Annotated in this window: 12 protein-coding genes; 9 read left to right on the top strand and 3 right to left on the bottom strand. The window is 41.1% G+C overall.

Features of this window, described 5'->3' with window-relative positions; genetic code table 11:
• The first annotated feature begins 187 nt into the window (after positions 1 to 187).
• The 8 genes from ACSLUF_RS00275 to ACSLUF_RS00240 all read left to right on the top strand — a co-directional run bounded on the left by ACSLUF_RS00275 (position 188) and on the right by ACSLUF_RS00240 (position 9,983).
• Positions 188 to 1,765 (top strand): helix-turn-helix domain-containing protein, encoded by a 1,578-nt coding sequence (locus tag ACSLUF_RS00275; protein ID WP_435624133.1) that lies wholly within the window; start codon positions 188 to 190, stop codon positions 1,763 to 1,765.
• Positions 1,766 to 1,846: 81 nt separating this feature from the next.
• On the top strand, positions 1,847 to 2,482 hold the full coding sequence (locus tag ACSLUF_RS00270) for a hypothetical protein (RefSeq protein WP_435624132.1): 636 nt from the start codon (positions 1,847 to 1,849) through the stop codon (positions 2,480 to 2,482).
• 141 nt (positions 2,483 to 2,623) lie between these two features.
• Complete coding sequence (locus ACSLUF_RS00265; protein ID WP_435624131.1) at positions 2,624 to 3,292, top strand: succinate dehydrogenase cytochrome b subunit; 669 nt, start codon at positions 2,624 to 2,626, stop codon at positions 3,290 to 3,292.
• 2 nt (positions 3,293 to 3,294) lie between these two features.
• The gene (locus ACSLUF_RS00260; RefSeq protein ID WP_435624130.1) at positions 3,295 to 5,298 is read left to right on the top strand and encodes a fumarate reductase/succinate dehydrogenase flavoprotein subunit; all 2,004 of its coding nucleotides are present in this window, start codon (positions 3,295 to 3,297) and stop codon (positions 5,296 to 5,298) included.
• Between the two features lie 8 nt (positions 5,299 to 5,306).
• The gene (locus ACSLUF_RS00255; protein WP_435624129.1) at positions 5,307 to 6,053 is read left to right on the top strand and encodes a succinate dehydrogenase/fumarate reductase iron-sulfur subunit; all 747 of its coding nucleotides are present in this window, start codon (positions 5,307 to 5,309) and stop codon (positions 6,051 to 6,053) included.
• A 95-nt stretch (positions 6,054 to 6,148) separates the two neighbouring features.
• Positions 6,149 to 8,290, top strand: a complete 2,142-nt coding sequence (locus tag ACSLUF_RS00250) for a pyrroloquinoline quinone-dependent dehydrogenase (RefSeq protein WP_435624128.1) — start codon at positions 6,149 to 6,151, stop codon at positions 8,288 to 8,290.
• Between the two features lie 9 nt (positions 8,291 to 8,299).
• Positions 8,300 to 8,788: a very short patch repair endonuclease gene (locus tag ACSLUF_RS00245; protein WP_435624127.1), complete on the top strand. Its 489-nt coding sequence runs from the start codon at positions 8,300 to 8,302 to the stop codon at positions 8,786 to 8,788.
• Between the two features lie 40 nt (positions 8,789 to 8,828).
• Positions 8,829 to 9,983, top strand: coding sequence for a methionine aminotransferase (locus tag ACSLUF_RS00240; protein WP_435624126.1), 1,155 nt, complete (start codon positions 8,829 to 8,831; stop codon positions 9,981 to 9,983).
• Between the two features lie 10 nt (positions 9,984 to 9,993).
• On the opposite strand, the gene ACSLUF_RS00235 is transcribed toward ACSLUF_RS00240, so the two are convergent.
• Positions 9,994 to 10,701 carry a helix-turn-helix domain-containing protein gene (locus ACSLUF_RS00235; protein ID WP_435624125.1) on the bottom strand — a complete coding sequence of 236 codons (708 nt, stop codon included), beginning with the start codon at positions 10,699 to 10,701 and terminating at the stop codon, positions 9,994 to 9,996.
• Between the two features lie 142 nt (positions 10,702 to 10,843).
• Here ACSLUF_RS00235 and ACSLUF_RS00230 point away from each other — a divergent pair, with 142 nt between their 5' ends.
• Complete coding sequence (locus ACSLUF_RS00230; RefSeq protein ID WP_435624124.1) at positions 10,844 to 11,164, top strand: hypothetical protein; 321 nt, start codon at positions 10,844 to 10,846, stop codon at positions 11,162 to 11,164.
• On the opposite strand, the gene ACSLUF_RS00225 is transcribed toward ACSLUF_RS00230, so the two are convergent.
• Positions 11,150 to 11,671: a GNAT family N-acetyltransferase gene (locus ACSLUF_RS00225; protein ID WP_435624123.1), complete on the bottom strand. Its 522-nt coding sequence runs from the start codon at positions 11,669 to 11,671 to the stop codon at positions 11,150 to 11,152. The genes ACSLUF_RS00230 and ACSLUF_RS00225 overlap by 15 nt on opposite strands.
• A gap of 305 nt (positions 11,672 to 11,976) precedes the next feature.
• A complete protein-coding gene (locus tag ACSLUF_RS00220) occupies positions 11,977 to 12,630 on the bottom strand; it encodes a CoA transferase subunit B (RefSeq protein ID WP_435624122.1) in 654 nt (217 codons plus the stop codon).
• Between the last annotated feature and the right edge of the window lie 2 nt (positions 12,631 to 12,632).

Here is a 12,632-nt window from a genome sequence, read left to right as displayed (position 1 = left end):
CCAACTAAGAAAATGTCCTTTTGTTCTAAAACAAACATTTCTAAATTCATTGAGATAACCCCTTCAAATGAAAGTGCTGATGGCATGGAACTTCTTTAATAGCCTCATTTTTTCTACAACAGTTGTCCTAATTTTGTTTTGCCTGTTCTACTTCGCAGTCAAAAGAACACATCGGACTACCCGGTTAATGATTTGGTTCATTATGCTGTCCAATGTGGTTATTCTTCAAGTGATTTTAATTGATGTTGGGCTGACAAAGCTTTTTCCCGAGCTGTTGCTTTTGTACACTCCATTTCAGTTTTTATGTCCTGTGCTATTCGTTGCCTTTACCTACTCCTATTTGAATCAATATGACATTTTTAAAAGGTTTCGTCCAGTCTATTTACTACCCTTCGTTTGCTTCTTTGTTTTGTACGTGATTCTTAAAGTAAATGTTGTCCAAGAGTATGCGCTTATCTCAAAAAAATGGGCCGTTTGGATTGGAACTGAACTGGATGAAAATTCAGCTTTGGCTTTTTCCTTGTTCAGCGCCATCTGGAACTACAAGGTAATCCAACGATATGAGGAAAAAAGTGGTAGCCTACCTTATGCCATGGTTATTAAGAAAACCAAATGGTTGAAGCACATTTTTATTACCATGGTGCTTTTGTGTATAGCATGGGCCCTAGTTATAGCCTACCTAAAAATGAATCCTCTCGTATCCGGTCATGGTCCATACTATCCCCTATGGCTTGTTTTCATCGGATTTTATGTAGTGTTCTTTATAAAAGGTTCTAAACACTTGAATGAAATTCGCCAAAAAAGAAATGCCGAAAAACAATTGTTCCATAGGATAAACTCTGATTTTAGAGGCTCTGGATTACATAAAATCTTCAATTCGCATGAACTGCTAAGCATGCAAGAAAGCAGATACCAAGCAGCTGAGATTCTGGAATACTTTGCCACTTCCTTATTTGACAAACATACCGAGACCGAAGTATTGTGGGATGTAGCTAGAAATTGCATTTCCAAATTGGGTTTAGAGGATTGCGTTATTTACAGTTATGATTCCAAATCTGGCAAACTTATTCAAAAGGCAGCTTTCGGAAACAAGGACAATGGTAATAGAAAAATCGTTAGTCCTATTGAAATTCCTTTAGGAAAAGGAATTGTGGGAGCAGTTGCTAAATCCAAGCAATGGGAGGTCGTAAACAATATGGAAATAGACAATCGCTATATTGTTGATGATTTGCGCAGACAATCCGAATTGGCCGTCCCTGTTTTGTTTGAAGATGGCCTTATTGGGGTGTTGGATTCTGAAAATTCTGAAAAGGATTTCTTTACCGAAAAGCATATTTTTCTTTTTCAGCTTATCGCAAAACTAGTTTCGATAAAACTGGTTCAAATCAGGAAAAAAACCGGTCCCGTTCTAACAGATGACAATATCTATTACACAAGATTTAAACAATGGTTGGAAGAGGAAAAAGTATTCTTGGATGTCAACCTTAGTCTTCAAACATCCAGTGATTATTTGAGCATAAGCTCCGGATATCTATCACATATCATCAATACCTTGGGTGGTGTTAATTTTTCGGAATTCATCAACCTGTATCGAATTGACGAGGCCAAACGTCTTTTGGTGCATCCACACTATTCCAACTACACTATTGTAGCCGTAGGTCTTGAATCCGGATTTAATTCAAAGTCTGCTTTTTACAATGCATTCAAAAAACATTTGGGAGAAACTCCTTCTGAGTACCGGCAGCGCTACAAAATGGTGTCCTGATTCTTCAGAAGTGGAAGAAGTGGGACTTTGAGCTCTCTATCTGCCTTTAAGTTTGCTTTCAAAATCTAAAAAAATTTGATTATGCAAACAAAAGCAAATGTAGTTTATGGAGTTATGGTGTTCTTCCTTAGCGGCCTGTTTTTAGTATCCTGTTCTGCCGAGGATGGCGAAACTGGACCTGCGGGACCCGCAGGACCTCAAGGAGAACAGGGCCCAGCTGGACCTGCAGGAGCAGATGGTGCTGACGGAGCTGACGGAGCTGACGGGCAGGACGGTGCGCAAGGAGATACCGGAACTGCCAACGTAATTTACTCCGATTGGATTGATTCGGAGTTTGATACCAATATCACTGACCCTGCAGCTGGGGTTGATTTATCAGCGCCAGGACTTACCCAGGAAATTATCGATGAAGGGACCGTTTTAGTGTATGGTAGAAACATTGTACTTCCTTCTCCCGAAATTTTTCCTTTGCCACAAATTATCAGTGGAGACAATCATGGCTTTAGAGTCAATGGGGTTGGAAATATTCGACTTACCATTGCCTCCTTGGATGGCAGTGCGGTAGGGTCGAGAGTTATGGAAGATTATCGCTATATCCTAATTCCAGGTGGACAACCTGACGGAGGTGGAGGTGGTATTACCATCAAGTCTTCAACGTATGATTTTTCAAAAATGTCTTACGAAGAAGTAGCCGCGCTTTTCGGTATTGAAGATTAACCTATTCATCAATTCAAATAAACCAAAAAGTTCCCCCTCTTCAATATCCGTTTATATTGATTCTAAATTAACTGCTTTGAAAAGTTGAAAACTTGTTAAAAACTCATTCGTGCCGTAAATTTGAGCGTAAAACCAGCACTAATGAGTGGATTGATAAAATCTTCGATAGCCCGTAAAGTAGTGATGGCACTTTCGGGTCTTTTTTTGGTTGTCTTCTTAACACAACATTTCGTCATCAACTTTACTTCGGTCATTGCTCCTGAAACTTTTAATTCCTGGTCCCATTTCATGGGATACAATCCCTTGGTTCAGTATTTATTACAGCCCATTTTAATTGGAGGGGTCATTGTACACTTTGTCATGGGGTTTGCTTTGGAAATTCAAAATAAAAAGGCAAGAAATGTAGGATATGCCAAATTTAAAGGCAGTGCCAATGCCTCTTGGGTCTCAAGAAATATGATTTATTCCGGTTTGGTAGTCTTAGCGTTTTTAGCGCTTCATTTTTATGATTTTTGGGTTCCGGAAATGGTCTATAAATATGTAGAAGCCAATCCAGAAATGCCCACGCGATACCTCGAGGAAACCGTACACAAGTTCGAACCCTTTTGGAGGACTGTTCTCTACGTAGTTTCCTTTGTGCTGTTGAGTCTTCATTTATGGCACGGCTTTTCTTCATCCTTCCAAACCATGGGTGTCAATAACAGATACTCTGAGGGAATCAAAACATTTACTAAAATATTTTCGGTGGCCATTCCATTGGGCTTTGTCTTTATTGCCTTGTATCACCACCTTAACCCATTAACACATTAATCATGGGCAAATTGGATTCAAAAGTTCCATCCGGTCCTTTGGCGGACAAATGGACCAAGCATAAGAATGAAATAGACCTAGTTAACCCTGCGAATAAAAGAAACATTGACGTTATCGTGGTGGGTACAGGTTTGGCTGGTGGTTCGGCTGCAGCAACGCTTGCTGAGCTTGGCTATAATGTAAAAACATTCTGCTATCAGGATTCTCCACGAAGAGCGCATTCCATTGCGGCTCAAGGTGGGGTAAACGCAGCAAAAAATTATCAAGGTGATGGTGATAGCGTGTATCGCCTATTTTACGATACCATCAAGGGTGGGGATTATCGCTCCCGTGAAGCCAATGTGCATCGTTTGGCAGAAGTATCCACCAACATTATCGACCAATGTGTGGCGCAAGGAGTTCCGTTCGCCCGAGAATATGGAGGTTTATTGGATAACCGTTCCTTCGGAGGAGTTTTGGTGTCAAGAACCTTCTATGCCAAAGGTCAAACTGGACAGCAATTGCTTTTGGGAGCATACTCCGCGATGAATCGACAAATTCAAAGAGGAAAAATCAAATCCTACACCCGTCACGAGATGTTGGATTTGGTTCTTGTAGATGGTAAGGCCCGTGGAATTATCGCCAGAGATTTGGTAAGTGGTGAGATTGAAAGACATTCCGCACACGCCGTGGTTTTGGCTACGGGCGGTTATGGAAATCTTTTCTTTTTATCCACCTATTGCATGGGGGCCAACGTAATGGCCGCCTGGAGAGCGCATAGAAAGGGAGCTTACTTTGCCAATCCTTGTTTTACGCAAATCCACCCAACCTGTATTCCAGTTTCTGGAGACCATCAGTCCAAATTGACTTTGATGTCTGAATCACTTCGTAATGATGGTAGAATTTGGGTACCCGCCAAAATGGAAGATGCAGAGGCTATTCGAGCTGGTAAGCTAAAACCAACTGAAATTCCTGAAGAGGACAGAGATTATTATTTAGAAAGACGTTATCCTGCTTTTGGAAACTTGGTGCCGCGTGACGTAGCATCCCGTGCCGCAAAAGAACGTTGTGATGCGGGTTATGGAGTCAATAAAACTGGTGAAGCGGTTTACTTGGATTTCGATGCTGCCATCATGCGTTACGGCCGTGAAAAAGCGTTGACCTCGGGGATGAAAGATCCTGATGACGCAACGGTAAGAAAGCTTGGGGAAGAAATCGTTGAGGCTAAATATGGAAACCTCTTCCAGATGTATGAAAAAATTGTGGATGAGAACCCATACAAAACCCCAATGAAGATTTATCCAGCGGTTCATTATACCATGGGTGGTCTTTGGGTTGATTATAACCTTCAAACCACCATTCCAGGTTGTTATGCCGCCGGTGAAGCTAATTTTAGTGATCATGGTGCAAACCGTTTGGGAGCTTCTGCATTGATGCAAGGTTTAGCGGATGGTTATTTTGTTTTACCCTACACCATTGGGGATTATCTTTCTGATGATATACGTACCGGACCTATTTCAACAGAAACTTCGGAATTTGATGAAGCCGAAAAAGCAGTTCGTGAACGTATTGAAAAACTAATGTCAGGAAGTGGAATTCATTCTGTGGATTACTATCACAAGAAACTGGGCAAAATCATGTGGAACAAATGTGGTATGTCCAGAAATGAGAAAGAGTTAAAAGAAGCCATGAAGGAGATTGCAGAATTGCGCAAAGATTTCTGGGAAAACGTAAAAGTTACAGGAACTGCCGATTCCAAAAATCAAGAGTTGGAAAAAGCAGGTAGAGTGGCTGATTTCTTGGAGCTTGGTGAACTCTTCGCCATGGATGCTTTGGAACGTAATGAATCTTGTGGTGGACACTTTAGAGAGGAGTACCAAACCGAAGAAGGTGAAGCGCTACGTGATGACGAAAACTTCAAATTTGTATCGGCTTGGGAATATGTTGGGGAACCTAGCAAATCCAAATTACACAAGGAAGATTTAGTTTACGAGAACATAAAAGTAAAGACACGGTCTTATAAATAAATATTGCTATGAAATTATATTTAAAAATCTGGCGTCAAAAGAATGCAGATTCCAAAGGTTCCATGGTGGATTACACTTTGGATGGTGTGGAAAGTGACATGTCCTTTCTGGAGATGCTGGATATCTTGAACGAGGAATTGATTTCCAAGAGTGAGGAACCAGTTGAATTTGATCATGACTGTCGAGAAGGTATTTGCGGTACCTGCTCCTTGATGATTAATGGCCAACCCCACGGACCTGATTCCAGAATTACCGTATGTCAATTGCATATGCGCAGTTTTAACGATGGTGACGAAATTGTAATTGAACCTTGGAGAGCCACAGCTTTTCCAGTAATCAAAGATCTCATTGTTGACCGTACCGCGTTTGACCGAATCCAGCAAGCTGGAGGTTATATTTCGGTAAACACCTCAGGTAGACCTGTGGATGCGAATGCGATTCCTATTGAAAAGGAAATGGCCGATAAGTCATTCAATGCAGCTACGTGTATTGGTTGCGGTGCTTGTGTGGCTGCCTGTAAAAATGCTAGTGCGATGTTATTCACCTCTGCTAAGGTTTCCCAATTTGCTTTGTTGCCCCAAGGGCAAGTAGAAGCGGCCGAACGTGTTCAGAACATGGTACGTCAAATGGACTTGGAAGGTTTTGGTAACTGTACCAATACCGGCGCCTGTGAAGTGGAATGCCCTAAAGGGATTTCCTTGGAAAATATTGCCCGTATGAACAGGGAATATCTTTCTGCTAGTGTGAAAGGATAGTACCTATTCCTGCAAGTCAGGAATTCAAATAACAAAGCCCAAATTCCAAACGGAGTTTGGGTTTTTTTTATCTTACATACTAAACCGTTTACTCCATGACCGTTTTCAGTTCCGCAGCAAAAGTGTGTCTCCTGATATTCGTTTTTGCCCTAGTTCTGCTTTTTGGTTGTTCCAAACAGCAAGCAACTTCAAATTACACAAACTGGGATACCTATTTGGGAGATAAGGAAAACACCCACTTTACAACCTTAAATCAAATACACCCAAATAATGTCGCTTCGCTAGAAGTTGCCTGGGAATACGAGGCGGAAGATTTTGGGCAAATGCAAATGAACCCCATAGTTGTAGACACCTTGCTTTATGGAGTTACCGCTGCTTTGCGGGTAGTTGCGCTTAACGCGTCCACTGGAAAAGAAGTCTGGCAATTTGGTGAAAAGCTGGAAGCCTGGCATTCTACTAGTAGGGGCGTAACCTATTGGTCTAAAGGGGAGGATAAGCGCATTCTCTTTACACGAGGTTCTCAGCTTTGGGCGATTAACGCGCTTACAGGAAAACCCATTGCCTCTTTCGGAAATAAGGGTGCGATTGACCTCAGGTCGGGACTTCCTGAATCGGCAAAAGATAAGTTTGTGATATCCAATACACCAGGAATTATTCATGAGGACAAAATAATCATGCCTCTACGTGTTTCTGAGGATATTGGCGCAGCTCCTGGAAACCTTATGGCTTTTAATGTGGAGACCGGAGCAGTAGCATGGGTATTCCATACCATTCCTTTACCTGATGATATGGCATACGAAACCTGGAAAGATGAAGCGTCGCTCCAAAAAGGATATGTAGGGGGTGCGAATAATTGGGCTGGAATGGCACTTGATGTGGAAAACCAAATTCTCTATGTGCCCACAGGTTCTGCTGCCCCAGACTTTTATGGAGGTCTTCGAAAAGGGAAGAATTTATATGCCAATTCACTTTTAGCGTTAAATGTCAATTCTGGCGAATTGCTCTGGAATTTTCAATTTACGCATCATGATATCTGGGACAGAGATCCTCCGGCTCCACCCAATTTGATGACTTTGACCAAGGATGGGAAATCGATTCCCGCTGTGGTTCAGGTTACCAAACAAGGTTATGTTTTTGCATTCAATAGGTTAACGGGGGAACCCATATTTGAAATTGAAGAGCGAAAAGTACCGCAGTCATCTTTGGAAGGTGAAGAAGCTTGGCCCACGCAACCATTTCCGGTAAAGCCCGGTCCCTTTGCAAGACAATCCAGTGATATCTCAGTAAAAAATATCAGCCCTTTTGCGGAAAACAAGGATGAACTCATAAAGAAGTTGGTGCAAGCCAACAATGCGGTTTATACACCTCCATCCTTAGACCCACTTTTGTTACTTCCTGGATATGACGGCGGAGCCGAATGGGGCGGAGCCGGAGTTGACCCGGAAAATGGAATACTTTATGTGAACTCCAACGAAATGCCTTTTCTACTTCAAATGGGCAAAGATTCCTTGACCCCAGAGGAAAGTGAGACAGTTACAGGGCAAAGTCTGTATACTAAATATTGTAGTGTGTGTCATCAAAGCAATCGCGAAGGTGCGGCGCAAAGTGGGTATCCTTCTCTAATTGGCCTTAAAACGAAGCTATCAGAACTAGAAGTAAAACAAATCATCCAAAAAGGAAAGGGTATGATGATTGGGTTTCCACAACTAAGTGATGAGGAAATTGATGGTCTCATCGCTTTCCTCTATGATGAACCGGATAAGATGGAGGTCACCTCGAATAACCGTGATGAATATCCAAAACTACCCTATCGTCATTTGGGCTATACCAAATTCTTGGATAGCAATGGTCTTCCAGCTATAGACCCTCCTTGGGGTACCTTACATGCCATCGACATGAATACTGGAGAGTATGTTTGGTCCATTACACTTGGAGATACCCCCGGATTGAAAAATCAAACAGGTGAGCCCACGGGTTGCGAAAGTTATGGAGGACCTATAATAACTGAGAATGGTCTTCTTTTTATAGCGGGTACCAAGGACGGTTTTTTCAGGGCTTTTGATAGACATAAGGGAACACTGCTCTGGGAATACAAACTCCCGGCAGCGGCTTTTGCCACTCCTGCGGTCTACCAAATTGATGGGAAGCAATTCATTGCCATGGCTTGTGGTGGTGAAAAATTGGGAACCCCAAAAGGAAACAAGATTATTGCTTTTGCCCTACCTGACCAACTTTAGAGTCGACCTATGGCCAACTATAAATCCAAAGAACGTATCAAAGTACCTCGGTTCAATGAGGAATCCGGGTTTTATACCACCCCAGAACGTTCGAAAATCATGGGGAAAATTCGAGGAAAGAATACCAAACCCGAATTGACATTTCGAAAAGCACTTTGGGAAGCAGGGTATAGATATCGAATCGATTATAAAAAACTCATGGGCAAGCCGGATATTGCTTTAAAAAAATATAAGACCGTGATCTTTATCGATGGGGAGTTTTGGCATGGACAGAATTGGGAGGAACGTAAACAGAAAATCAAAAGCAACCGTGAATTTTGGATTCCCAAGATTGAAAGAAATATGCAAAGAGACCAGGAGGTAAATACAGCGTTGGAACAACTGGGTTATACCGTGTTCCGTTTTTGGGAAGGTGAAATCAAAAAAGAGTTGGACCGGTGTTTGCACAAAGTAGTAGCGCATTTGGAAACTTTTGCTTTCCAAAAACACTCTTCATAATAGTTCACATAACTCCCTATTTTTGACAAACGCCTATTCTATGAGTGCTTTTTTGAATTTCAATTCTAAATTACCAGAGGTTAAGACTACCATCTTTACCGTAGTCGGAAAAATGGCAAACGAATACAAGGCTATAAATCTGGCACAGGGTTTTCCGGATTTTTCACCTGATGCCAAACTGCTAGGTCTTTATAAAAAAGCATTGAACGGTAATTACAATCAGTATGCTCCTATGACCGGGGCGCAACAGCTGCGCGAAGTAATTGTGGAGAAAATCGAAAAAACGTATGGTAAAAAATATGAGGTAGACAAGGAGGTTACCGTAACAGCTGGAGCTACACAGGCCATATATACCGCTATTACAGCATTTGTCTCAAAAGGTGAAGAGGTAATTGTTTTGAAACCCGCTTACGATTGTTATGAGCCAGCCATTGAGCTTGCTGGTGGCGTTCCGGTTTTGATTCAGTTAAAAGGGAAGGAGTTTAAGATAGATTGGGAAGAGTTCAGGGATAAAATCACCTCAAAGACCAGAATGGTCATTATAAATACACCACATAATCCAAGTGGCCAAATACTTACTGAAACCGATATTCTTGCCTTGCAAGATATTTTACGGGATACCCATATCATTTTATTGAGTGATGAAGTATATGAGCATATTGTTTTTGATGATGAGGTCCACCAAAGTGCTAGTCGGTTCGAAGACCTTTCCACAAGAAGCATTATTTGTTCTTCCTTTGGAAAAACGTTTCATGTGACCGGTTGGAAAGTAGGGTATTGTGTGGGGCCTTCGGATTTAATGCATGAGTTTAACAAAATCCATCAGTTCAATGTCTTTTGCGTGAACCATCCAGCACAAATTGCCTTGGCAGAGTATCTCCAAAAGGAAGAGCACTATCTCAACCTAAATGATTTCTATCAGAAAAAGAGGGACTACTTCCTAAATGCGATTTCTGGTTCTCGATTTAAATTTACCCCTTCCCGGGGGAGTTATTTTCAATTATTGGACTATTCAGATATCACGGATGAAAGAGATGTGGCCCTCAATGAACGATTCATAAAATATTACAAATTGGCCAGTATCCCCATGTCCGTTTTCAACATAAATGAAAGAGACGATAAGCTACTTCGGTTTTGTTTTGCCAAAACTGAGGAAACTTTGGATAAGGCCGCTGAAATCTTAAATAAAATCTAGGGTTTGGTTTCTAAAGCTGCCTCTTAACTATTTTGAACAGTTGCAAGATTTCATGGAAAGGGAGTTTGAAGTCATTAAACTCAGGGGAGGTTTTGAGATTGGTACAGCTTATCTCTTTTTTGTGTGTGTCAACTTCAGCAATCTTTTTACAAGTGATTCTGTCACGTAAGACCAATACCATCGTTTGGTCTAGCAGGAGTCCGGGGTCCTGTACTAACTCATCCATTGTATGCTCCACTCCCAGTACTATAGATTTATTTGGGATGGATTGAATTGTGCCATCGTTCATTGAATCCCCGGAGATTTCAAAAGCAACGTACGAACTGTCATGTAGCTTCTCCACAACAAAACCTGTCTTCATTTGATGCTTTGGTTCTATCTTTTCGCCTAGACTTTTTGCATACTCCGATTGCATTTCGGTGAGGAGCAAGGGTACTACAATGAAATTTTTTCCGAAGTCCAGAGGATAACATCTGCTGCCAAAATGAATAAAAGGTTTTTGGTTCCCATAGCTTGCTTCTTCATCATTCATTTTCCTTAGGTACATATCGGCGACACTAAGATCAAAAAATGCTGCTATTTTGGTTAAGTTTTTAGTAGGAATACTGGCATCCTTTTGTTCGTAAGTCTGAATGGTTCGTAGACTCACCCCAACTGCTTTTGCCAAATCCGTTTGTGTTGCACCCTTATGCTTTCTAAGCTCTTTAATTATTTGCATAATTTTTTTAAATCTGCAGTTATTTTCATATATTCGATGCTGCGCTGCGAGATTTTACATTTCTGTAATTGGGTTACAGACCAAATATAGAAAATAGGATTTGACCCCAACATATAAATTGATAAACCACTAAAACATCAATATGGGCTCAATCAAAAAGCTTAACCTAATTATCAACAGCGAAGCGATATTTTCAACTGAAGATTACGGGAAACCAATCAACGAACAGCTATCTACTATTTTGAGGAGAAATGTCACCAAAGATGACTATGCAGATATTGCATCAAGAATCAACGTGAGTTTCTCCACGATACGGGATGTGGTTTACAGGACCAACAGTTTGACCAAGACCAACGCCAAGGCCATTTCGCTTTTGATTCATGCGGCTTTTGAAAATTCTATTGCAACAAAATTGCAAGCAGATGGGGATATTCTATTTTTAGATGAACTACTCAAAATCTAAGCGCATCAACCAATCTGTCTGTTCATCTTTTCCAATAAAAAATGAATGTTCGGCGAATTTTTTAAAACCATACTTTTCATAAAATCGGATGGCCTTGAGGTTATGTTCCCATACTCCAAGCCAGACATACTTGATATCCTTTTTCTTCCTACAGAGTTCAATGGCCCTTTCTAGCATCCACCGACCTGCTCCTTTACCTTGATGTTCTTCCAGGAGGTAGATTCGTTCAAGTTCCATGGAATTTTGGTCATGGATATCGGTCTGTGCTTCGGCTTCATTCAGTTTGAGATACCCAATAAGGGAACTCCCTTCAAATACAAAATAGAATTGTGAGGTTTTTTGTTGGAGTTGGAGCTTTAAGTTTTCCTCTGTGAAAGTACTCTCCACATATTTTTGAAAGTCCTCTGGATTATTGTCTTTTTCAAAGGTGATTACAAAAGTCTCTTTTGAAATACGCAATAAGGTTTTCAAGTCGGACAAAGTACATTTTCTTAGTTCATACGCCATAACCCTCAAAATAAGGCAAAAAAAAAAAGCCGACTTAAAAGTCAGCTTCAACATTTCTTATCTAGTTCGGTTCTTAAAGCATAAAAAGCTTTCTAATCAATAGCATAAAACCGGTTAGAAAATCGTTTCGGTACACTTGAATAGTGTCCTCCGCTGCAGTGGTGTTTAATTTGGATGCCATGGTAAAAATTTAGGATTACAATTTGTCGAAAAAATCGAACAATTCAAAGGTATTTTTTGTTTTTTTCCTAACGAAATGAATGTTGTGTAACTCTAAGTTTTTGTTGTGAACCTTACTTTGGCCCTCATAGCACCATTTCCGGTATATTTCCTTCAATAATCAAGTTTCCTTCTGTTGCATTGGCGATTTCTTCAGTACTTATTCCTGGTGCTCGCTCTAAGAGTTTAAATCCCTCTGAAGTCACTTCCATAACCGCCAAATTGGTAACTATCTTTTTTACGCATCCAACTCCCGTTAAAGGCAAGGTGCATTTTTTGAGTAGTTTTGATTTTCCCGCTTTATTGGTGTGCATCATGGCAACGATGATGTTTTCCGCTGAAGCCACCAAATCCATAGCCCCTCCCATGCCTTTCACCATTTTTCCAGGAATTTTCCAATTAGCGATATCCCCATTTTCGGCCACTTCCATAGCTCCCAAAATAGTAAGGTCAACGTGCTGTCCACGAATCATTCCAAAGCTTAAGGCCGAATCAAAAAATGAAGCTCCTGGTAGTGTGGTTATGGTTTGTTTGCCTGCATTGATGATGTCGGCATCTTCCTCTCCTTCAAATGGGAAAGGACCCATTCCCAATACTCCGTTCTCGCTCTGAAACTCCACACTAATATCATCGCGCACAAAATTTGCCACTAAAGTAGGTATGCCAATTCCCAAGTTTACATAATAGCCGTCCTGGACTTCTTTTGCGATTCGCCTTGCGATTCCGTTCTTATCCAACATAT

It is taken from the genome of Flagellimonas sp., from assembly GCF_965601775.1.
Taxonomy (GTDB): Bacteria; Bacteroidota; Bacteroidia; order Flavobacteriales; family Flavobacteriaceae; genus Flagellimonas.
This window is presented reverse-complemented; position numbering and strand designations above follow the sequence as displayed.

Bases quoted from the DNA above. Each gene is read 5' to 3' on its own strand.
- ACSLUF_RS00245 (WP_435624127.1), top strand. From the start codon at position 8,300: ATGGCCAACTATAAATCCAAAGAACGTATCAAAGTACCTCGGTTCAAT.
- ACSLUF_RS00235 (WP_435624125.1), bottom strand. From the start codon at position 10,701: ATGCAAATAATTAAAGAGCTTAGAAAGCATAAGGGTGCAACACAAACG.
- ACSLUF_RS00270 (WP_435624132.1), top strand. From the start codon at position 1,847: ATGCAAACAAAAGCAAATGTAGTTTATGGAGTTATGGTGTTCTTCCTT.
- ACSLUF_RS00275 (WP_435624133.1), top strand. From the start codon at position 188: ATGATTTGGTTCATTATGCTGTCCAATGTGGTTATTCTTCAAGTGATT.
- ACSLUF_RS00250 (WP_435624128.1), top strand. From the start codon at position 6,149: ATGACCGTTTTCAGTTCCGCAGCAAAAGTGTGTCTCCTGATATTCGTT.
- ACSLUF_RS00220 (WP_435624122.1), bottom strand. From the start codon at position 12,630: ATGTTGGATAAGAACGGAATCGCAAGGCGAATCGCAAAAGAAGTCCAG.
- ACSLUF_RS00240 (WP_435624126.1), top strand. From the start codon at position 8,829: ATGAGTGCTTTTTTGAATTTCAATTCTAAATTACCAGAGGTTAAGACT.
- ACSLUF_RS00230 (WP_435624124.1), top strand. From the start codon at position 10,844: ATGGGCTCAATCAAAAAGCTTAACCTAATTATCAACAGCGAAGCGATA.
- ACSLUF_RS00265 (WP_435624131.1), top strand. From the start codon at position 2,624: ATGAGTGGATTGATAAAATCTTCGATAGCCCGTAAAGTAGTGATGGCA.
- ACSLUF_RS00225 (WP_435624123.1), bottom strand. From the start codon at position 11,671: ATGGCGTATGAACTAAGAAAATGTACTTTGTCCGACTTGAAAACCTTA.
- ACSLUF_RS00255 (WP_435624129.1), top strand. From the start codon at position 5,307: ATGAAATTATATTTAAAAATCTGGCGTCAAAAGAATGCAGATTCCAAA.
- ACSLUF_RS00260 (WP_435624130.1), top strand. From the start codon at position 3,295: ATGGGCAAATTGGATTCAAAAGTTCCATCCGGTCCTTTGGCGGACAAA.